The sequence below is a fragment of the Pseudocitrobacter faecalis genome (assembly GCF_965231525.1).
GTDB classification, from domain to species: domain Bacteria; phylum Pseudomonadota; class Gammaproteobacteria; order Enterobacterales; family Enterobacteriaceae; genus Pseudocitrobacter; species Pseudocitrobacter faecalis.
In genome coordinates this window covers 1-20,204 of sequence record NZ_CBDDNJ010000002.1, presented here as the reverse complement: position 1 = coordinate 20,204, position 20,204 = coordinate 1, and the positions used below count along the sequence as shown (strand labels likewise).

The 20,204-nt window shown below is 52.3% G+C and carries 14 protein-coding genes and 3 rRNA genes; 13 read left to right on the top strand and 4 right to left on the bottom strand.

Translation table 11 applies throughout. The features are described 5' to 3' along the window. Positions 1–5 precede the first annotated feature (5 nt). From ACOXYR_RS00715 to ACOXYR_RS00690, 6 genes are all read left to right on the top strand, one after another. On the top strand, positions 6–248 hold the full coding sequence (locus tag ACOXYR_RS00715) for a YhdT family protein (RefSeq protein ID WP_113858879.1): 243 nt from the start codon (positions 6–8) through the stop codon (positions 246–248). Continuing rightward, positions 238–1,689 (top strand): sodium/pantothenate symporter, encoded by a 1,452-nt coding sequence (gene panF / locus ACOXYR_RS00710; protein ID WP_421355437.1) that lies wholly within the window; start codon positions 238–240, stop codon positions 1,687–1,689. The genes ACOXYR_RS00715 and panF overlap by 11 nt, the downstream gene beginning before the upstream one ends. Positions 1,690–1,701: 12 nt before the next feature. Beyond that, positions 1,702–2,583, top strand: coding sequence for a 50S ribosomal protein L11 methyltransferase (gene prmA / locus ACOXYR_RS00705; protein ID WP_421355438.1), 882 nt, complete (start codon positions 1,702–1,704; stop codon positions 2,581–2,583). 359 nt (positions 2,584–2,942) lie between these two features. Continuing rightward, positions 2,943–3,908: a tRNA dihydrouridine synthase DusB gene (dusB, locus tag ACOXYR_RS00700; RefSeq protein WP_108474911.1), complete on the top strand. Its 966-nt coding sequence runs from the start codon at positions 2,943–2,945 to the stop codon at positions 3,906–3,908. Positions 3,909–3,932: 24 nt separating this feature from the next. After that, positions 3,933–4,229, top strand: a complete 297-nt coding sequence (fis, locus tag ACOXYR_RS00695) for a DNA-binding transcriptional regulator Fis (RefSeq protein ID WP_000462905.1) — start codon at positions 3,933–3,935, stop codon at positions 4,227–4,229. Between the two features lie 146 nt (positions 4,230–4,375). Then, complete coding sequence (locus tag ACOXYR_RS00690; RefSeq protein ID WP_108474910.1) at positions 4,376–4,540, top strand: DUF2556 family protein; 165 nt, start codon at positions 4,376–4,378, stop codon at positions 4,538–4,540. 43 nt (positions 4,541–4,583) lie between these two features. Here ACOXYR_RS00690 and envR read toward each other — a convergent pair whose 3' ends face one another. Then, positions 4,584–5,240 (bottom strand): acrEF/envCD operon transcriptional regulator, encoded by a 657-nt coding sequence (gene envR, locus ACOXYR_RS00685; RefSeq protein ID WP_407731687.1) that lies wholly within the window; start codon positions 5,238–5,240, stop codon positions 4,584–4,586. A gap of 376 nt (positions 5,241–5,616) precedes the next feature. Between envR and ACOXYR_RS00680 the strand changes: the two genes are divergently transcribed. The 7 genes from ACOXYR_RS00680 (at position 5,617) to ACOXYR_RS00650 (ending at position 14,971) form a co-directional block, all read left to right on the top strand. Then, the gene (locus tag ACOXYR_RS00680; RefSeq protein WP_113858877.1) at positions 5,617–6,774 is read left to right on the top strand and encodes an efflux RND transporter periplasmic adaptor subunit; all 1,158 of its coding nucleotides are present in this window, start codon (positions 5,617–5,619) and stop codon (positions 6,772–6,774) included. A gap of 14 nt (positions 6,775–6,788) precedes the next feature. After that, positions 6,789–9,902 carry an efflux RND transporter permease subunit gene (locus ACOXYR_RS00675; RefSeq protein WP_350435850.1) on the top strand — a complete coding sequence of 1,038 codons (3,114 nt, stop codon included), beginning with the start codon at positions 6,789–6,791 and terminating at the stop codon, positions 9,900–9,902. Between the two features lie 251 nt (positions 9,903–10,153). Next, positions 10,154–10,375: a lipoprotein gene (locus ACOXYR_RS00670; protein ID WP_015962767.1), complete on the top strand. Its 222-nt coding sequence runs from the start codon at positions 10,154–10,156 to the stop codon at positions 10,373–10,375. A 445-nt stretch (positions 10,376–10,820) separates the two neighbouring features. Continuing rightward, positions 10,821–11,846, top strand: coding sequence for an amino acid ABC transporter substrate-binding protein (locus ACOXYR_RS00665; RefSeq protein WP_421355439.1), 1,026 nt, complete (start codon positions 10,821–10,823; stop codon positions 11,844–11,846). Between the two features lie 64 nt (positions 11,847–11,910). Next, positions 11,911–13,092 carry an amino acid ABC transporter permease gene (locus ACOXYR_RS00660; RefSeq protein ID WP_421355440.1) on the top strand — a complete coding sequence of 394 codons (1,182 nt, stop codon included), beginning with the start codon at positions 11,911–11,913 and terminating at the stop codon, positions 13,090–13,092. Positions 13,093–13,101: 9 nt separating this feature from the next. Then, a complete protein-coding gene (locus ACOXYR_RS00655; protein ID WP_421355445.1) occupies positions 13,102–14,205 on the top strand; it encodes an amino acid ABC transporter permease in 1,104 nt (367 codons plus the stop codon). 7 nt (positions 14,206–14,212) lie between these two features. Further along, positions 14,213–14,971, top strand: coding sequence for an amino acid ABC transporter ATP-binding protein (locus tag ACOXYR_RS00650; protein WP_421355441.1), 759 nt, complete (start codon positions 14,213–14,215; stop codon positions 14,969–14,971). Positions 14,972–15,074: 103 nt separating this feature from the next. On the opposite strand, the gene rrf is transcribed toward ACOXYR_RS00650, so the two are convergent. The 3 genes from rrf to ACOXYR_RS00635 all read right to left on the bottom strand — a co-directional run bounded on the left by rrf (position 15,075) and on the right by ACOXYR_RS00635 (position 20,021). Then, positions 15,075–15,190: ribosomal RNA gene (rrf, locus tag ACOXYR_RS00645) — 5S ribosomal RNA — on the bottom strand. Positions 15,191–15,378: 188 nt separating this feature from the next. Further along, positions 15,379–18,283, bottom strand: a 23S ribosomal RNA gene (locus ACOXYR_RS00640). A 197-nt stretch (positions 18,284–18,480) separates the two neighbouring features. Next, a 16S ribosomal RNA gene (locus ACOXYR_RS00635) occupies positions 18,481–20,021 on the bottom strand. The 16S, 23S and 5S rRNA genes sit together here, the layout of an rRNA operon. Between the last annotated feature and the right edge of the window lie 183 nt (positions 20,022–20,204).

The window sequence follows — 20,204 nt, the reverse complement described above, 5'->3', positions numbered from 1 at the left end:
AAAAAATGGACAAGCGTTTTGTTCAGGCCCATAAAGAGGCGCGCTGGGCGCTGTGGCTGACCCTTCTTTATCTTGTCGCATGGTTAGTGGCTGCTTACTTACCTGATTCTGCGATCGGTGTTACCGGCCTGCCGCACTGGTTCGAGATGGCATGCTTGCTGGTGCCGCTGATCTTTATTGTACTGTGCTGGGCAATGGTAAAACTGATTTACCGCGACATTCCGCTGGAGGATGACGATGCAGCTTGAAGTGATTCTTCCGCTTGTCGCTTACCTGGTGGTGGTGTTTGGCCTCTCGGTTTATGCAATGCGCAAGCGAGCAACAGGTTCGTTCCTGAACGAATACTTCCTCGGTAGCCGCTCGATGGGCGGAATTGTGCTGGCAATGACGCTGACGGCCACCTATATCAGCGCCAGCTCGTTTATTGGCGGGCCGGGTGCGGCGTATAAATACGGTCTCGGCTGGGTACTACTGGCGATGATTCAACTGCCTGCTGTCTGGCTGTCGCTGGGAATACTGGGCAAAAAATTTGCCATTCTCGCGCGACGCTATAACGCCGTCACCTTGAACGATATGCTGTTTGCCCGCTATCAGAGCCGCCTGCTGGTGTGGCTGGCAAGCCTGAGCCTGCTTATCGCGTTCATCGGCGCGATGACCGTACAGTTCATCGGCGGCGCGCGCCTGCTGGAAACGGCGGCGGGTATTCCTTATGAAACCGGTTTGCTGATTTTCGGCATCAGTATTGCGCTCTATACCGCGTTTGGCGGATTTCGCGCCAGCGTACTCAACGACACGATGCAGGGGCTGGTGATGCTGATGGGCACCATCGTATTGTTGGTCGGTATCGTGCACGCAGCGGGCGGCCTGAGCCATGCGGTTGAAACATTGCAAACCATTGACCCAAAACTGGTCAGCCCGGAAGGTGCCGAAGATATTCTCTCGCCTACCTTTATGACATCATTCTGGGTACTGGTGTGCTTCGGGGTAATTGGCCTACCGCACACGGCGGTGCGCTGTATCTCCTATAAAGACAGCAAGGCCGTGCACCGTGGGATTATTATCGGCACCATCGTTGTCGCTATCCTGATGTTCGGTATGCACCTGGCTGGCGCGCTGGGGCGTGCGGTGATCCCGGATTTAACCGTGCCGGATCTGGTTATCCCCACGCTGATGGTTAAGGTGTTACCGCCATTCGCCGCCGGGATCTTCCTCGCCGCGCCGATGGCCGCCATTATGTCGACGATCAATGCACAGTTGCTGCAAAGTTCCGCTACGATCATTAAAGATCTCTACCTGAACCTGCGCCCGGAGCAGTTGCAAAACGAGCGACGCCTGAAGCGAATGTCAGCGGCCATTACCCTGATTTTGGGGACGCTGCTGCTACTGGCGGCATGGCGTCCGCCAGAGATGATCATCTGGCTGAATCTGCTGGCCTTTGGTGGCCTGGAAGCGGTGTTCCTGTGGCCGCTGGTGCTGGGGCTTTACTGGGAACGCGCGAACGCCGCAGGTGCGCTGAGCGCGATGATCGTGGGTGGCGTGCTCTATGCCGTACTCGCGACGTTTAATATTCAGTACCTGGGCTTCCATCCGATTGTGCCTTCGTTACTGCTGAGTTTGCTGGCGTTTCTGGTCGGGAACCGTTTCGGTTCTTCCGCACCACAAACTGTCGTACTGTCTACTGATAAATAAAGAGTTTTTGCCATGCCATGGATCCAACTGAAACTAAATACCAGCGGCGCGAACGCTGAGGACTTAAGCGATGCGCTGATGGAAACGGGCGCCGTCTCCATCACCTTCCAGGATACGCACGATACGCCGGTGTTTGAGCCGCTGCCAGGTGAAACCCGCCTGTGGGGCGATACGGACGTTATCGGCCTGTTCGATGCAGAGACCGACATGAAAGCGGTCGTTGCCGCCCTGGAACTGCATCCGCTGCTGGGTGCTGGTTTTGCCCATAAAATCGAGCAGCTGGAAGATAAAGACTGGGAACGCGAGTGGATGGATAACTTCCACCCGATGCGTTTCGGTGAGCGTCTGTGGATTTGCCCAAGCTGGCGCGATGTCCCGGATGCCAACGCGGTTAACGTGATGCTCGACCCGGGACTGGCGTTTGGCACCGGGACACACCCGACGACCTCCCTGTGCCTGCAGTGGCTTGACGGGCTCGATCTGGCGGGTAAAACCATTATCGATTTCGGCTGTGGCTCCGGTATTCTGGCTATCGCGGCGTTGAAGCTTGGCGCGGCTAAAGCCATTGGTATTGATATCGACCCGCAGGCGATTCAGGCCAGCCGCGATAACGCCGAACGTAACGGCGTCTCCGAGCGTCTGGAACTCTATCTGCCGCAGGAGCAGCCAGACGCCATGAGCGCCGACGTGGTGGTCGCCAACATCCTCGCAGGCCCATTACGCGAGCTGGCTCCATTAATCAGCGTGCTGCCCGTTTCAGGCGGTCTGCTGGGGCTTTCCGGTATACTGGCCAGCCAGGCAGAAAGCGTATGTGAAGCTTACGCTGAGCTTTTCGAACTCGACGCGGTTGTTGAGAAAGAAGAGTGGTGTCGCATCACGGGTCGTAAGAAGTAAGCCTTCAGGCGGCCTGTCCAGGCCGCCTGCTTCCTCTCATTCCTGCTGGCAATGGCAATAAATGCGATCCAGATCGCACTATAGCGCCCTCTTTTTGTTCATAAAAACAGCGTTTTATGTCGTGATTACGCGATGAGAAGTAAGAAAAAACGAGAAGTTTTACCTTTTTATCGCTGCACACAAAATATCCATATCGAATTAATCTCATGATTATTAAAGATATTTATTTTTTGACTATCCTTTGAGCTGCGATTCATTGATCTACAACATCTGATTGCTCAAAGTTTGGCCTTTCATCTCGTCCAAAAAATGCGTAATATACGCCGCCTTGCAGTCACAGTATGGTCATTTCTTAACTCATGCGCATCGGACACTATCAGCTCAGAAATCGCCTGATCGCAGCGCCAATGGCTGGCATCACTGACAGACCATTCCGGACGCTGTGCTATGAGATGGGGGCAGGTTTAACCGTTTCCGAGATGATGTCCTCTAACCCGCAGGTATGGGAGAGTGATAAGTCTCGCTTACGGATGGTGCACGTTGATGAACCAGGTATTCGAACCGTGCAAATCGCCGGTAGCGATCCTGAAGAGATGGCATGGGCCGCACGCATTAATGTGGAAAGCGGCGCCCAAATTATTGATATCAATATGGGCTGTCCAGCAAAGAAAGTGAATCGCAAGCTCGCGGGCTCAGCCCTACTGCAGTATCCGGACCAGGTGCAGTCTATCCTGACCGCGGTCGTGAAGGCAGTGGACGTTCCCGTAACACTCAAAATTCGCACTGGCTGGGCTCCTGAGCACCGTAACTGTGAAGAAATTGCCCAACTGGCTGAAGACTGTGGCATTCAGGCCCTGACGATTCACGGACGCACACGCGCCTGTTTGTTTAATGGTGAAGCTGAGTACGACAGTATTCGGGCAGTTAAGCAGAAAGTTTCCATTCCGATTATCGCGAATGGCGACATTACTGACCCGCTTAAAGCCAGAGCTGTACTGGACTATACGGGGGCTGATGCCCTGATGATAGGCCGCGCAGCTCAGGGAAGACCCTGGATCTTTCGGGAAATCCAGCATTATCTGGACACTGGGGAGCTGCTGCCCCCTCTGCCTCTGGCAGAGGTTAAGCGCTTACTTTGCGCGCATGTTCGGGAGTTGCACGACTTTTATGGTCAGGCAAAAGGGTACCGAATTGCACGTAAGCACGTCTCCTGGTATCTCCAGGAGCACGCTCCAGATGACCAGTTTCGGCGCACATTCAACGCCATTGAGGATGCCAGCGAACAGCTGGAGGCGTTGGAGGCATACTTCGAAAATTTTGCGTAATAGAAATAAAGAGCTGACAGAACTATGTTCGAACAACGCGTAAATTCTGACGTACTGACCGTTTCAACCGTTAACTCTCAGGACCAGGTAACTCAAAAGCCCCTGCGTGACTCGGTTAAACAGGCACTGAAGAACTATTTTGCTCAACTGAATGGTCAGGATGTTAATGATCTGTATGAGCTGGTACTGGCTGAAGTAGAACAGCCCCTGTTGGACATGGTGATGCAATACACCCGCGGTAACCAAACCCGTGCTGCTCTCATGATGGGGATCAACCGCGGTACGCTGCGTAAAAAACTGAAAAAATACGGCATGAACTAAGTTTCGTTCATGACGGATAAAAAGGCGCTACTCGGCATGGGGACGCGCCTTTTTTATTGTCTGTAAAACCGCGCTTTCTCCACTTTCCCGCCCCTCATTTTCGTGTATATTGCTGCCATTCACGTTATCAATACCAGGGTTGGCTCATGATTCGCAAATACGGTTGGCTTGTCGTTTTCGCGCTGTTTATGTTCTTCTTTGATGCGGTGCTGATGCAGTGGATAGAGCTGCTGGCGACAGAAACGGACAAGTGCAGAAACATGGACTCGGTCAATCCGTTAAAACTGGTAAACTGTAGCGAACTGGAATAAACCTGCGCACAAATAGCCTGCAGGATGAGCGCTTAGATCGGTATTATCCTGCAATCCCTTCTGCCATGACACATTCATCAAAATTATAATTATTGGCCAGCATACGTAATGTATTATCCACCAGCGCGGGGGCTTGTGAGAATAAATCGTACTGTGCCTGATTCATCAACCAGTTTTTAACAATACCGCTAAAACAACCATGCAGAATAATTAATATTACGTCTAAGTCCAGACTGGGTGAAAGCTGCCCGCGCGCGATAGCCTGAATCAATAAACTCCGCATCTGCGGATGACTAAATCCAATCTTCTCACGAATATATTGTTCCGAAAGCATCTCTTCGTGAAATTCACATTTATGATACAAAATTTGCATTAATGCGCGTTGGCGTGGATTGGTTGCAATATATTGTAGCCCGAGTATAAGTTTTTCACGCATCAACCTGAGCGGATTGTTCTGCCACTCCGCGGTAAGGTCAATGGTGATCAATTCACTCAGTGCTGGTTGCTGACGCCAGATTTCATTGAACAGTTGTATTTTGTTCTCAAAGTGCCAGTAGATGGCGCCACGTGTGACCTGAGCGGCATCGGCAATGTCGTTCAGCGTAGTATTTGTCACGCCGCGCGCAGCAAACTGCGCGATCGCCGTGTCAATCAGTAGCTGGCGTGTTTTAAGCGCCTCTGCTTTGGTTTTTTTCACCATGGCGTAACCCTGCATGGAAGAGAAAATAGAGACGACGATAATGACACTATTTTATCTTTAATTCATCCCGAAGAATTAAAAACCGTCGAAACAACAAATATAATCACAATAAATAAATTGATATTATTATATTCATCATCCATATGTAATTACAGCCCACGGCATATCGTTATATTTAGAAACAGTCCGCCAATAAAAAACACACTTATCTTATCTCCCTTTTATGTTTGCGTGCCTTTCGAATGGTGAATAAATAACTATTGCTTACATAGCCACCTTATTATTTGTAGGATAGCAAACTATTTATTTTCTCGGCTTCTGTTTTCTCTATTACCTGCGACGGTAAATAGCGAGCTTCGGTTTATAAGGAACTGCAATGACGAAATACGCCAGGTTTTCACTCCTGCCCACCTTCATCATCATTTCGGCTACGTTACTTGCCGGTTGTAACGATCAGGATGAGAAGCAAGTTCATCCTCAGCAACCTCAGGTGACGGTTCACATTGTGAAAACAGCGCCGCTGGCTGTGACCACTGAGCTGCCAGGCCGCACATCTGCATTCCGCATCGCCCAGGTACGCCCACAGGTTAGCGGTATCATTTTACAGCGCCACTTTACTGAGGGCAGCGACGTCGAAGCAGGACAGTCGCTGTATCAGATTGATCCGGCAACCTATCAGGCCGATTACGACAGCGCGAAGGCCGAACTGGGGAAAAGTGAAGCCGCCGCGCAGATAGCGCACCTGACGGTAAAACGCTATGTGCCGCTGGTAGGAACCCAATACATCAGCCAGCAAGAGTATGACCAGGCTATTGCCGACGCGCGTCAGGCAGATGCGATGGTCGTTGCCGCTAAAGCCTCGGTGGAGAGTGCGCGTATCAATCTGGCTTATACCAAAGTGACGTCACCCATTAGCGGACGCATCGGTAAATCCAATGTGACGGAAGGCGCGCTGGTGACCAATGGGCAAACCACCGAGCTGGCAACCGTACAGCAACTGGACCCTATCTATGTCGATGTTACGCAGTCCAGCAGCGACTTCATGCGCCTGAAGCAGTCCGTCGAGCAGGGGAATCTGCAAAAAGAGGCGGCCGCCAGCAATGTGGCGCTGCTGATGGAAAACGGTCAGCCTTATCCACTGAAAGGCACATTGCAGTTTTCCGACGTCACTGTCGATGAAAGCACCGGCTCTATCACCCTGCGCGCCGTCTTCCCTAACCCGCAGCACACCTTGCTGCCGGGGATGTTTGTGCGGGCCCGCATCGATGAAGGCGTTCAGCCAGGCGCCATTCTGGTGCCGCAGCAGGGCGTAACACGTACGCCGCGCGGTGATGCCACCGTGATGGTAGTGAATAACGATAGCACCGTCGAAATGCGCAACGTTGTCGCTACGCAGGCCATTGGCGACCAATGGTTGATTAGCGAAGGGCTGAAGACGGGCGAGAAGGTGATTGTCAGCGGCTTACAGAAAGCACACCCCGGTGCGAAGGTTATCGCCGTTAGCGATGAATCCACTCCGACTACGGCGCAGTAAGGTATCCCTACGAAATGGCTAACTTTTTTATCAAGCGTCCGATTTTTGCCTGGGTGCTGGCTATCATTTTGATGATGGCTGGCGTGCTGGCGATTATGCAACTGCCGGTTGCACAATATCCCACCATCGCGCCACCGGCAGTCTCTGTTTCCGCAAATTATCCGGGGGCCGATGCACAAACGGTGCAGGACACCGTCACACAGGTTATCGAGCAGAACATGAACGGTATCGATAACCTGATGTACATGTCCTCCACCAGCGACTCTGCAGGAAGCGTGACAATTACCCTGACCTTCCAGTCGGGCACCGATCCGGATATCGCGCAGGTACAGGTGCAGAACAAGCTTCAGCTTGCCACGCCGCTACTGCCCCAGGAAGTACAGCAACAGGGGATCAGCGTCGAGAAATCGAGCAGCAGCTTCCTCATGGTGGCCGGCTTTGTCTCCGATAACCCGTCGACCACCCAGGATGATATTTCTGACTACGTGGCGTCTAACATTAAAGACTCCATCAGCCGCCTTAACGGCGTGGGCGATGTGCAGCTGTTCGGTGCGCAATACGCAATGCGAATCTGGCTGGATGCTAACCTGCTGAATAAATATCGCCTCACCCCGGTTGATGTCATTAATCAACTGAAAGTACAGAATGACCAGATTGCCGCAGGTCAGCTTGGCGGAACGCCTGCGCTGCCGGGGCAACAGCTTAACGCCTCCATCATTGCGCAAACGCGCCTGAAAGATCCAGTTGAGTTCGGGAACGTTACGCTGCGTGTTAATACTGACGGCTCCGTGGTGCATCTGAAAGATGTCGCGCGTATCGAGCTTGGCGGTGAGAACTATAACGTGGTGGCGCGAATTAACGGCAACCCTGCATCGGGCCTGGGCATCAAGCTGGCGACCGGCGCCAATGCCCTCGATACCGCAAAAGCGATTAAAGAGAAGCTGGCAGAGCTACAACCTTTCTTCCCGCAAGGAATGAAAGTGGTGTATCCGTACGACACGACGCCGTTTGTGAAAATCTCTATCAACGAGGTGGTGAAAACCCTGTTCGAAGCGATCGTGCTGGTTTTCCTTGTAATGTATCTGTTTTTACAGAACATCCGCGCGACACTTATCCCGACGATCGCCGTGCCGGTCGTGCTACTGGGGACGTTCGCTATTCTGTCGGCTTTTGGCTACTCCATTAACACCCTCACGATGTTCGGGATGGTGCTCGCCATCGGCCTGTTGGTTGATGATGCCATCGTGGTGGTGGAGAACGTTGAGCGTGTGATGGCTGAAGAGCATCTGCCACCAAAAGAAGCGACAGAAAAATCGATGTCGCAAATTCAGGGGGCACTGGTCGGGATTGCCATGGTGCTGTCGGCGGTATTTATTCCTATGGCCTTCTTTGGTGGGTCGACCGGAGCGATTTATCGCCAGTTTTCCATCACCATCGTATCGGCGATGGCCCTCTCGGTACTGGTCGCATTGATCCTCACCCCGGCGCTGTGCGCCACTATTTTGAAACCCATGTCACCAGAGCAACATGCGCATAAGGGCGGGTTCTTTGGTTGGTTTAACAATCTGTTCGAGCAGAGTGTGGGGCATTACACCGACAGTGTGAGTCGGATACTGGGTTCAACGGGTCGTTATCTGCTGATCTTTGTTCTGATTGTGGCAGGAATGGTGATGCTGGCGTTGCGCCTCCCCTCCTCTTTCCTGCCAGACGAAGACCAGGGTGTCTTCATGACCATCGTTCAGCTTCCTGCCGGGGCGACCCAGGAACGCACGCAGAAGGTGCTCGATCAGGTTACGCATTATTACCTGAACAACGAAAAAGCCGATGTGGAAAGTGTTTTTACCGTTAACGGCTTTAGCTTTAGTGGCCAGGCACAGAACGCCGGCATGGCGTTTGTCAGCCTGAAACCGTGGGAGCAGCGCGAAGGAAAAGAGTCGAAGGTTACCGCTATTTTGAATCGTGCTAATGCGGCATTTGCACAGATTACGGATGGCTTTGTACGCGGTTTTAATATGCCACCGATTCTCGAACTGGGCACCGCGACTGGTTTCGACTTCGAACTTATCGACCAGGGCGGGCTGGGCCATCAGGCATTGACCGCCGCACGTAATGAGCTGCTGGGTAAAGCCATGCAGCACCCGGATATCCTGGAAGGCGTACGACCTAACGGCCTTGAAGATACGGTGCAGTTTAAACTGGATGTCGATCAGGAGAAGGCGCAGGCACTGGGCGTGTCGCTTTCGGACATCAACGAGACCATTTCAGCCTCGCTGGGCGGCGCTTACGTTAACGATTTTATCGACCGTGGTCGCGTGAAAAAAGTTTACGTGCAGGCCGACGCGAAGTACCGCATGCTGCCGGAAGATATCAATAGTCTGTACGTACGCAGCGCCAATGGCGAAATGGTGCCGTTCTCCACCTTTAGCACCGCGCGTTGGTCTCACGGCTCCCCACGTCTGGAGCGTTATAACGGGCTGCCTTCGATGGAAATTCTGGGCGAGTCGGCTGCGGGTAAAAGTACCGGTGAAGCGATGGCTATGATGGAACATCTGGCCTCGACGCTGCCTGCCGGCATTGGCTACGACTGGACGGGAATGTCCTATCAGGAGCGACTGTCAGGTAACCAGGCGCCAGCCCTTATCGGGATTTCCTTCGTCATCGTCTTCCTCTGTCTGGCTGCGCTTTATGAGAGTTGGTCGATTCCGTTCTCCGTGATGCTGGTCGTACCGCTGGGGATCGTCGGCGTGCTGTTAGCCGCCACGCTCTTTGGTCAGAAAAATGACGTCTACTTTATGGTTGGCCTGCTCACCACCATCGGGCTTTCGGCTAAGAACGCCATTCTGATCGTAGAGTTTGCCAAAGATCTGATGGAGAAAGAGGGCAAAGGCATCATCGAAGCAACGTTGATGTCGGTGCGAATGCGTTTGCGCCCTATCCTGATGACATCGCTTGCTTTTATCCTCGGTGTATTACCGCTGGCTATCAGCAACGGTGCCGGGAGTGGCGCACAAAATGCGGTGGGTATTGGCGTTATGGGCGGAATGGTTTCCGCGACATTGTTAGCCATTTTCTTCGTACCCGTCTTCTTTGTGGTCATTCGTCGTCGCTTCAAAGGCAAAAGCGAATAAGGCTGAAACATAAAGGCGTCTTCGGGCGCCTTTTTTATGCAGTTTGATGGCTATAAAAATGAATAAGATAGTGATTCGTTCTTTCTTAAACCTAATCTATAAAACTCTCTTTTCTTCATTATTTTTACAATTCACATGAATTGACATTATTCCGCACGACGGTCTTTTTATCGCCAGTGATAAAATAGGCCCGAGCTCGTTAATAAGAGACTTAGCTTATTAAACGAAGGCGTGATTATTGAGGTAACACCATGAAAAGATTAATTTCTGTCGCACTGCTTACCGCACTGCTGGCAGGTTGTGCTCACGATTCGCCCTGCGTACCGGTCTATGATGATCAGGGACGTCTGGTTCATACCAATACCTGTATGAAAGGCACCACTCAGGATAACTGGGAGACTGCGGGCGCCGTCGCTGTAGGGACTGCCGCTGTAGCGGGCCTGACGATGGGGATCATCGCCCTGTCCAAATAATACTCTCCGCGCGCGGCCCTGCCGCGCGTTTGCCTTTCGGTGGTGCAATTTTTTACGCTTCCAACGTTATATAAATAAATACATATAGAAGTTAATCACATCCTGCTTTCTTAAATATTGCCACGTTGCAATTATTCGTGTTGCTTTTCACAACTTCATTTCATCCTACAGTTTGCTTATATTCACGGGCAAAACTGTTAGCGAACTGTTGCCATTAAAAAGAAAATATTTTGCGCCAAAATGTGGCTTACGTTGTAATTTCGCACTATTTCAGGGCGCTGATTTTATTTTTTACTGTCTACACTCAGACATATTGCGCTTAATTACCTCGCGCAAACCTGGCACTACCTTTGCTTAGTAAAACGTAGAGCCTCTACGAAAGACAGGTTCAGGCGTTTCCCAAACGTCACTTATAAAGATAATTTTCCGCCACACAGGATGCATTATGAAAAAGATAATGATAGCCAGCCTCGCCGCTGCCGGCGCGCTGTTTGCGGTTGTGAATCAGGCACATGCAGGTACCACATTTGATGCAGTTAAGAAAAAAGGGTTCGTCCAGTGTGGGATCAGTGACGGCCTGCCCGGTTTCTCATACGCCGATGCCGATGGCAAATTTAGCGGTATCGACGTAGATGTCTGTCGCGGGGTCGCCGCTGCCGTCTTTGGCGATGCTAGTAAAGTAAAATATACCCCACTCACCGCCAAAGAACGCTTCACTGCGCTGCAATCGGGTGAAGTGGATCTACTCTCCCGTAATACCACCTGGACCTCGTCGCGCGATACCGGCATGGGGATGTCTTTCACTGGCGTGACCTATTACGACGGTATCGGCTTCCTGACCCATAACAAAGCCGATCTGAAAAGCGCGAAAGAACTGGATGGTGCAACGGTTTGTATTCAGGCTGGCACGGATACAGAACTGAACGTAGCGGACTACTTCAAAGCCAATAACATGAAGTACACGCCGGTAACCTTCGACCGCTCTGACGAATCGGCTAAAGCACTGGAGTCAGGACGCTGCGATACGCTGGCCTCTGACCAGTCACAGCTGTATGCCCTGCGCATCAAACTTGGCAACCCGGCGGAGTGGATTGTACTGCCTGAAGTTATCTCAAAAGAGCCGCTCGGGCCGGTGGTGCGCCGTGGCGATGACGAATGGTTCTCCGTCGTTCGCTGGACGCTTTTCGCCATGCTGAACGCCGAAGAGATGGGTATTAACTCGAAGAACGTCGACGAGAAAGCGGCCAGCCCTGCCACGCCGGATATGGCGCACCTGTTAGGCAAAGAGGGTGATTACGGTAAGGATCTTAAGCTCGATAACAAATGGGCTTACAACATTGTGAAGCAGGTCGGCAACTACGGCGAGATCTTCGAGCGCAATGTGGGATCGGAAAGCCCGTTGAAGATCAAACGCGGGCAAAACAACCTCTGGAACAATGGCGGGATCCAATACGCTCCGCCAGTACGCTAAGCACGGCAGTAACGGGCGCTGCGCCGCGGCGCCCACATTTTCGTTCTGGTTCTGAGGTTTTTTTATGCGCCATCGTCACCCAACCGTAAAGGGAGCCCTCTCCTTTTCTAATCCCACGGTTCGTGCCTGGCTGTTTCAAATTATCGCTGTAGTGACGCTTGTCGCTATCGCCATCTATTTGATACACAACACGATTACCAACCTGAATAACCGCGGTATCACCTCAGGCTTCGCTTTTCTCGATCGTAGCGCCGGGTTCGGTATCGTCCAGCACCTGATTGATTATCAGCAGGGTGATACCTATGGCCGGGTGTTTCTGGTCGGGCTGCTGAACACGCTGCTGGTTTCCGCCCTCTGTATTATTTTCGCTTCGATTCTCGGTTTTTTCCTCGGGCTGGCACGCTTATCAGATAACTGGCTGCTGCGTAAACTCTCTACGATTTACATCGAGACGTTCCGTAATATTCCCCCGCTGCTGCAAATCTTCTTTTGGTACTTCGCCGTTCTGCGTAATCTACCTGGCCCGCGTCAGGCGGTTAACGCCTTTGACCTGCTGTTTCTCAGCAATCGTGGGCTGTATATTCCTGCGCCGCAGTTAGGGGAAGGGCTGCTGGCGTTTCTGGCGGCCATTATTGTCGCCATCGCCGTCTCCATCGGGCTGTATCGCTACAACACATTACGTCAGATAAAAACGGGGCAACTTCGCCGCACCTGGCCTGCGGCGCTGGCGCTCATCATTGGCTTACCGCTTCTGGCTCACGCATTCTTTGGCGCGGCGTTGCACTGGGATGTGCCGGAACTGCGTGGGTTTAACTTCCGCGGTGGCATGGCGCTTATCCCCGAGCTGGCAGCGCTCACCCTGGCGCTCTCTGTTTATACGTCGGCGTTTATCGCGGAAATTATTCGTGCAGGTATTCAGGCGGTGCCTTATGGTCAGCACGAAGCGGCGCGTTCGCTGGGGCTGCCAAATCCTGTCACGCTACGCCAGGTGATTATTCCTCAGGCGCTTCGGGTCATCATTCCACCGCTTACCAGTCAGTATCTGAATATTGTGAAGAACTCCTCTTTAGCGGCAGCGATTGGTTATCCCGATATGGTGTCACTGTTTGCCGGAACGGTACTCAACCAGACCGGACAAGCGATTGAAACTATCGCCATAACCATGTCGGTTTACCTGATTATCAGCCTGACGATTTCCCTGCTGATGAACCTCTATAACCGCCGCATCGCCCTGGTCGAGCGTTAAGGAGACATGATGACAAAAGCACTGTTATCGCATCCGATCCCGCCCACGCCAGCTTCGTCCTGGCGACCGCTTGTCTGGATGCGCAAAAACCTGTTTTCCAGCTGGCTGAATAGCCTGCTCACCTTGTTCTGCCTATGGTTGATGTGGCAGTTAATTCCGCCGCTGCTGAACTGGGCATTTTTGCAGGCCAACTGGGTTGGCACGACGCGCGCTGATTGTACGAAAGCCGGAGCGTGCTGGGTCTTTATCCATCAACGTTTTGGCCAGTTTATGTATGGCCTCTACCCACACGATCAGCGCTGGCGAATTAATCTGGTACTGCTGATTGGACTGTTCTCCATTGCGCTGATGTTCTGGCGCAACCTGCCACAGCGCGGAGGCTACATTGCTGGCTGGGCGGTTATCTACCCGCTGATTGTTTGGGGACTACTCTACGGTGGGATTTTCGGACTGGATCGCGTCGAGACGCGCCAGTGGGGCGGGTTGACGCTGACGCTGATTATCGCCGCTGTTGGTATCGCGGGGGCACTACCACTTGGGATCCTGCTCGCGTTAGGACGACGTTCAACCATGCCAGTGGTGCGAATTCTGTCGGTCATTTTTATCGAGTTCTGGCGCGGTGTACCGCTCATTACGGTGCTGTTTATGTCTTCTGTCATGCTGCCGCTGTTTATGGCGGAAGGCACCAGTATTGATAAGCTGATTCGCGCGTTGGTCGGTGTGATCCTGTTCCAGTCAGCCTACGTCGCGGAAGTGGTGCGCGGCGGGCTTCAGGCGCTGCCAAAGGGGCAATATGAAGCCGCGGAGTCGCTGGCGCTGGGCTACTGGAGGATGCAGGGACTGGTGATTCTTCCACAGGCGCTGAAACTGGTGATTCCAGGTCTGGTAAACACCATTATTGCGCTGTTCAAGGATACCAGTCTGGTGATCATCATCGGTCTGTTTGATCTCTTCAGCAGCGTGCAACAAGCGACCGTCGATCCTGCCTGGCTGGGGATGTCGACGGAAGGATATGTCTTCGCTGCGCTGATCTACTGGATCTTCTGTTTTAGCATGTCGCGCTACAGCCAGTATCTTGAAAAGCGCTTCCACACCGGGCGTACACCGCACTGAGGTAACTATGAGCCAAATTTTAATGCAACCCGCTGACGCGATGATTACGCTGGAAAGTGTGAATAAATGGTACGGGCAATTTCATGTTTTAAAAGACATTAACCTGAAAGTGAGGCCGGGTGAGCGTATTGTCTTGTGTGGGCCTTCGGGTTCAGGGAAATCCACTACTATTCGCTGTATCAACCACCTGGAGGAACATCAACAGGGGCGAATTATTGTTGATGGGATCGAGCTGAATGACGATCTGCGTAATATTGAGAAAGTACGCCAGGATGTGGGCATGGTGTTCCAGCACTTTAATTTATTCCCGCATCTGAGCGTTCTGCAAAACTGTACGCTGGCCCCCATTTGGGTGCATAAAATGCCAAAGAAAGAGGCAGAAGCGCTGGCGATGCATTACCTTGAACGTGTGAGAATTGCCGAGCATGCACATAAGTTTCCCGGGCAAATTTCCGGCGGGCAGCAGCAACGTGTCGCGATTGCCCGTTCTCTGTGCATGAAGCCCAAGATTATGCTGTTTGATGAACCGACATCGGCGCTCGATCCAGAGATGGTTAAAGAGGTGCTGGATACGATGATTGAGCTGGCACAGTCGGGTATGACAATGCTGTGTGTCACGCATGAGATGGGGTTCGCGCGTACCGTCGCTGATCGTGTGATATTTATGGATCGTGGAGAGATTGTTGAGCAGGCCGCGCCGGATGAGTTTTTTGCACATCCCAAATCGGAACGCACACGGGCATTTTTATCGCAGGTGATTCATTAGTTGATATTTTTTGGCCGGGTAAGGCATAGCCGCAGCCGGCGTTTTTTTCTTCGCACCAGCGCAAAAAGGCCATCCTTCCGGATGGCCTTCTGCTTTATTTGATGCCTGGCAGTTCCCTACTCTCGCATGGGGAGACCCCACACTACCATCGGCGCTACGGCGTTTCACTTCTGAGTTCGGCATGGGGTCAGGTGGGACCACCGCGCTGTTGCCGCCAGGCAAATTCTGTGCTCTGTCCTGTGTCTTTTGTGCTGATACTGCGTTGGCTGCATTCGCGAAAGTCAGTCAAATACCTCAGTATGCTCCTTCCTTCGCTTCATTTGCCGCCTTGTCTCAGCGCAAAATCCTTCGGACTCTGAATCTGGGCTGAAAATCGTCTCTCTTCGCCAAAACACCTTCGGCGTTGTAAGGTTAAGCCTCACGGTTCATTAGTACTGGTTAGCTCAATGCATCGCTGCACTTACACACCCAGCCTATCAACGTCGTCGTCTTCAACGTTCCTTCAGGAGACTTAAAGTCTCAGGAGAACTCATCTCGGGGCAAGTTTCGTGCTTAGATGCTTTCAGCACTTATCTCTTCCGCATGTAGCTACCGGGCAATGCCATTGGCATGACAACCCGAACACCAGTGATGCGTCCACTCCGGTCCTCTCGTACTAGGAGCAGCCCCCCTCAATTCTCCAGCGCCCACGGCAGATAGGGACCGAACTGTCTCACGACGTTCTAAACCCAGCTCGCGTACCACTTTAAATGGCGAACAGCCATACCCTTGGGACCTACTTCAGCCCCAGGATGTGATGAGCCGACATCGAGGTGCCAAACACCGCCGTCGATATGAACTCTTGGGCGGTATCAGCCTGTTATCCCCGGAGTACCTTTTATCCGTTGAGCGATGGCCCTTCCATTCAGAACCACCGGATCACTATGACCTGCTTTCGCACCTGCTCGCGCCGTCACGCTCGCAGTCAAGCTAGCTTATGCCATTGCACTAACCTCCTGATGTCCGACCAGGATTAGCTAACCTTCGTGCTCCTCCGTTACTCTTTGGGAGGAGACCGCCCCAGTCAAACTACCCACCAGACACTGTCCGCAACCCGGATTACGGGTCTACGTTAGAACATCAAACATTAAAGGGTGGTATTTCAAGGTTGGCTCCATGCAGACTGGCGTCCACACTTCAAAGCCTCCCACCTATCCTACACATCAAGGCTCAATGTTCAGTGTCAAGCTATAGTAAAGGTTCACGGGGTCTTTCCGTCTTGCCGCGGGTACACTGCATCTTCACAGCGAGTTCAATTTCACTGAGTCTCGGGTGGAGACAGCCTGGCCATCATTACGCCATTCGTGCAGGTCGGAACTTACCCGACAAGGAATTTCGCTACCTTAGGACCGTTATAGTTACGGCCGCCGTTTACCGGGGCTTCGATCAAGAGCTTCGCCTTGCGGCTAACCCCATCAATTAACCTTCCGGCACCGGGCAGGCGTCACACCGTATACGTCCACTTTCGTGTTTGCACAGTGCTGTGTTTTTAATAAACAGTTGCAGCCAGCTGGTATCTTCGACTGATTTCAGCTCCACGGGTAAACCGCTTCACCTACATATCAGCGTGCCTTCTCCCGAAGTTACGGCACCATTTTGCCTAGTTCCTTCACCCGAGTTCTCTCAAGCGCCTTGGTATTCTCTACCTGACCACCTGTGTCGGTTTGGGGTACGATTCGATGTTACCTGTAGCTTAGAGGCTTTTCCTGGAAGCAGGGCATTTGTCACTTCAGCACCGTAGTGCCTCGTCGTCACGTCTCAGTCCTGAAGCAAACCGGATTTACCTGGTCTGCAAACCTACACGCTTAAACCGGGACAACCGTCGCCCGGCCAACATAGCCTTCTCCGTCCCCCCTTCGCAGTAACACCAAGTACAGGAATATTAACCTGTTTCCCATCGACTACGCCTTTCGGCCTCGCCTTAGGGGTCGACTCACCCTGCCCCGATTAACGTTGGACAGGAACCCTTGGTCTTCCGGCGTGCGGGTTTTTCACCCGCATTATCGTTACTTATGTCAGCATTCGCACTTCTGATACCTCCAGCATGCCTCACGACACACCTTCAACGGCTTACAGAACGCTCCCCTACCCAACAACACTTAGTGTCGCTGCCGCAGCTTCGGTGCACAGTTTAGCCCCGTTACATCTTCCGCGCAGGCCGACTCGACCAGTGAGCTATTACGCTTTCTTTAAATGATGGCTGCTTCTAAGCCAACATCCTGGCTGTCTGAGCCTTCCCACATCGTTTCCCACTTAACTGTGACTTTGGGACCTTAGCTGGCGGTCTGGGTTGTTTCCCTCTTCACGACGGACGTTAGCACCCGCCGTGTGTCTCCCGTGATAACATTCTTCGGTATTCGCAGTTTGCATCGGGTTGGTAAGTCGGGATGACCCCCTAGCCGAAACAGTGCTCTACCCCCGAAGATGAGTTCACGAGGCGCTACCTAAATAGCTTTCGGGGAGAACCAGCTATCTCCCGGTTTGATTGGCCTTTCACCCCCAGCCACAAGTCATCCGCTAATTTTTCAACATTAGTCGGTTCGGTCCTCCAGTTAGTGTTACCCAACCTTCAACCTGCCCATGGCTAGAATCACCGGGTTTCGGGTCTATACCCTGCAACTTAACGCCCAGTTAAGACTCGGTTTCCCTTCGGCTCCCCTATTCGGTTAACCTTGCTACAGAATATAAGTCGCTGACCCATTATACAAAAGGTACGCAGTCACCTAACAAGTAGGCTCCCACTGCTTGTACGTACACGGTTTCAGGTTCTTTTTCACTCCCCTCGCCGGGGTTCTTTTCGCCTTTCCCTCACGGTACTGGTTCACTATCGGTCAGTCAGGAGTATTTAGCCTTGGAGGATGGTCCCCCCATATTCAGACAGGATACCACGTGTCCCGCCCTACTCTTCGAGTTCACAGCATATGCATTTTGGTGTACGGGACTATCACCCTGTACCGTCGGACTTTCCAGACCGTTCCACTAACACACATGCTGATTCAGACTCTGGGCTGCTCCCCGTTCGCTCGCCGCTACTGGGGAATCTCGGTTGATTTCTTTTCCTCGGGGTACTTAGATGTTTCAGTTCCCCCGGTTCGCTTCATTACGCTATGTATTCACGTAATGATAGTGTGACGAATCACACTGGGTTTCCCCATTCGGAAATCGCCGGCTATAACGGTTCATATCACCTTACCGACGCTTATCGCAGATTAGCACGTCCTTCATCGCCTCTGACTGCCAGGGCATCCACCGTGTACGCTTAGTCGCTTAACCTCACAACCCGAAGATGTTTCACTTCGCGTTGCGAAAATTTGAGAGACTCGAACACACTTAACAGTGTGTCGTTTCAATTTTCAGCTTGATCCAGATTTTTAAAGAGCAAAACTTCTTAATGCACTCGAAAGTACATTCAGAAGTTCATCATTTATCAGACAATTTGTGTGAGCACTTCAAGGAACGGTTCTTTAAGGTAAGGAGGTGATCCAACCGCAGGTTCCCCTACGGTTACCTTGTTACGACTTCACCCCAGTCATGAATCACAAAGTGGTAAGCGCCCTCCCGAAGGTTAAGCTACCTACTTCTTTTGCAACCCACTCCCATGGTGTGACGGGCGGTGTGTACAAGGCCCGGGAACGTATTCACCGTAGCATTCTGATCTACGATTACTAGCGATTCCGACTTCATGGAGTCGAGTTGCAGACTCCAATCCGGACTACGACATACTTTATGAGGTCCGCTTGCTCTCGCGAGGTCGCTTCTCTTTGTATATGCCATTGTAGCACGTGTGTAGCCCTGGTCGTAAGGGCCATGATGACTTGACGTCATCCCCACCTTCCTCCAGTTTATCACTGGCAGTCTCCTTTGAGTTCCCGACCGAATCGCTGGCAACAAAGGATAAGGGTTGCGCTCGTTGCGGGACTTAACCCAACATTTCACAACACGAGCTGACGACAGCCATGCAGCACCTGTCTCACAGTTCCCGAAGGCACCAAAGCATCTCTGCTAAGTTCTGTGGATGTCAAGACCAGGTAAGGTTCTTCGCGTTGCATCGAATTAAACCACATGCTCCACCGCTTGTGCGGGCCCCCGTCAATTCATTTGAGTTTTAACCTTGCGGCCGTACTCCCCAGGCGGTCGACTTAACGCGTTAGCTCCGGAAGCCACGCCTCAAGGGCACAACCTCCAAGTCGACATCGTTTACAGCGTGGACTACCAGGGTATCTAATCCTGTTTGCTCCCCACGCTTTCGCACCTGAGCGTCAGTCTTCGTCCAGGGGGCCGCCTTCGCCACCGGTATTCCTCCAGATCTCTACGCATTTCACCGCTACACCTGGAATTCTACCCCCCTCTACGAGACTCAAGCTTGCCAGTTTCAAATGCAGTTCCCAGGTTGAGCCCGGGGATTTCACATCTGACTTAACAAACCGCCTGCGTGCGCTTTACGCCCAGTAATTCCGATTAACGCTTGCACCCTCCGTATTACCGCGGCTGCTGGCACGGAGTTAGCCGGTGCTTCTTCTGCGAGTAACGTCAATTGCTGTGGTTATTAACCACAACACCTTCCTCCTCGCTGAAAGTACTTTACAACCCGAAGGCCTTCTTCATACACGCGGCATGGCTGCATCAGGCTTGCGCCCATTGTGCAATATTCCCCACTGCTGCCTCCCGTAGGAGTCTGGACCGTGTCTCAGTTCCAGTGTGGCTGGTCATCCTCTCAGACCAGCTAGGATCGTCGCCTAGGTGAGCCATTACCCCACCTACTAGCTAATCCCATCTGGGCACATCCGATGGCAAGAGGCCCGAAGGTCCCCCTCTTTGGTCTTGCGACGTTATGCGGTATTAGCTACCGTTTCCAGTAGTTATCCCCCTCCATCAGGCAGTTTCCCAGACATTACTCACCCGTCCGCCACTCGTCAGCGAATCAGCAAGCTGATTCCCGTTACCGTTCGACTTGCATGTGTTAGGCCTGCCGCCAGCGTTCAATCTGAGCCATGATCAAACTCTTCAATTTAAGTTTGATGCTCTTGAATTAAACTTCGTAATGAATTACGTGTTCACTCAGAGACTTGGTATTCATTTATCGTCTTGCGACGTTAAGAATCCGTATCGTTGAGTGCCCACACAGATTGTCTGATAAATTGTTAAAGAGCAGTGCAACGCGGCGTTAAGCTCACCGTTGCGAGGTGCGCATAAT

Coding starts and splice junctions, on each gene's coding strand:
- panF (WP_421355437.1), top strand. CDS start 238: ATGCAGCTTGAAGTGATTCTTCCGCTTGTCGCTTACCTGGTGGTGGTG.
- ACOXYR_RS00675 (WP_350435850.1), top strand. CDS start 6,789: ATGGCTAACTTTTTTATCAAGCGTCCGATTTTTGCCTGGGTGCTGGCT.
- ACOXYR_RS00650 (WP_421355441.1), top strand. CDS start 14,213: ATGAGCCAAATTTTAATGCAACCCGCTGACGCGATGATTACGCTGGAA.
- ACOXYR_RS00670 (WP_015962767.1), top strand. CDS start 10,154: ATGAAAAGATTAATTTCTGTCGCACTGCTTACCGCACTGCTGGCAGGT.
- prmA (WP_421355438.1), top strand. CDS start 1,702: ATGCCATGGATCCAACTGAAACTAAATACCAGCGGCGCGAACGCTGAG.
- fis (WP_000462905.1), top strand. CDS start 3,933: ATGTTCGAACAACGCGTAAATTCTGACGTACTGACCGTTTCAACCGTT.
- envR (WP_407731687.1), bottom strand. CDS start 5,240: ATGGTGAAAAAAACCAAAGCAGAGGCGCTTAAAACACGCCAGCTACTG.
- ACOXYR_RS00665 (WP_421355439.1), top strand. CDS start 10,821: ATGAAAAAGATAATGATAGCCAGCCTCGCCGCTGCCGGCGCGCTGTTT.
- ACOXYR_RS00680 (WP_113858877.1), top strand. CDS start 5,617: ATGACGAAATACGCCAGGTTTTCACTCCTGCCCACCTTCATCATCATT.
- ACOXYR_RS00660 (WP_421355440.1), top strand. CDS start 11,911: ATGCGCCATCGTCACCCAACCGTAAAGGGAGCCCTCTCCTTTTCTAAT.
- ACOXYR_RS00690 (WP_108474910.1), top strand. CDS start 4,376: ATGATTCGCAAATACGGTTGGCTTGTCGTTTTCGCGCTGTTTATGTTC.
- ACOXYR_RS00715 (WP_113858879.1), top strand. CDS start 6: ATGGACAAGCGTTTTGTTCAGGCCCATAAAGAGGCGCGCTGGGCGCTG.
- ACOXYR_RS00655 (WP_421355445.1), top strand. CDS start 13,102: ATGACAAAAGCACTGTTATCGCATCCGATCCCGCCCACGCCAGCTTCG.
- dusB (WP_108474911.1), top strand. CDS start 2,943: ATGCGCATCGGACACTATCAGCTCAGAAATCGCCTGATCGCAGCGCCA.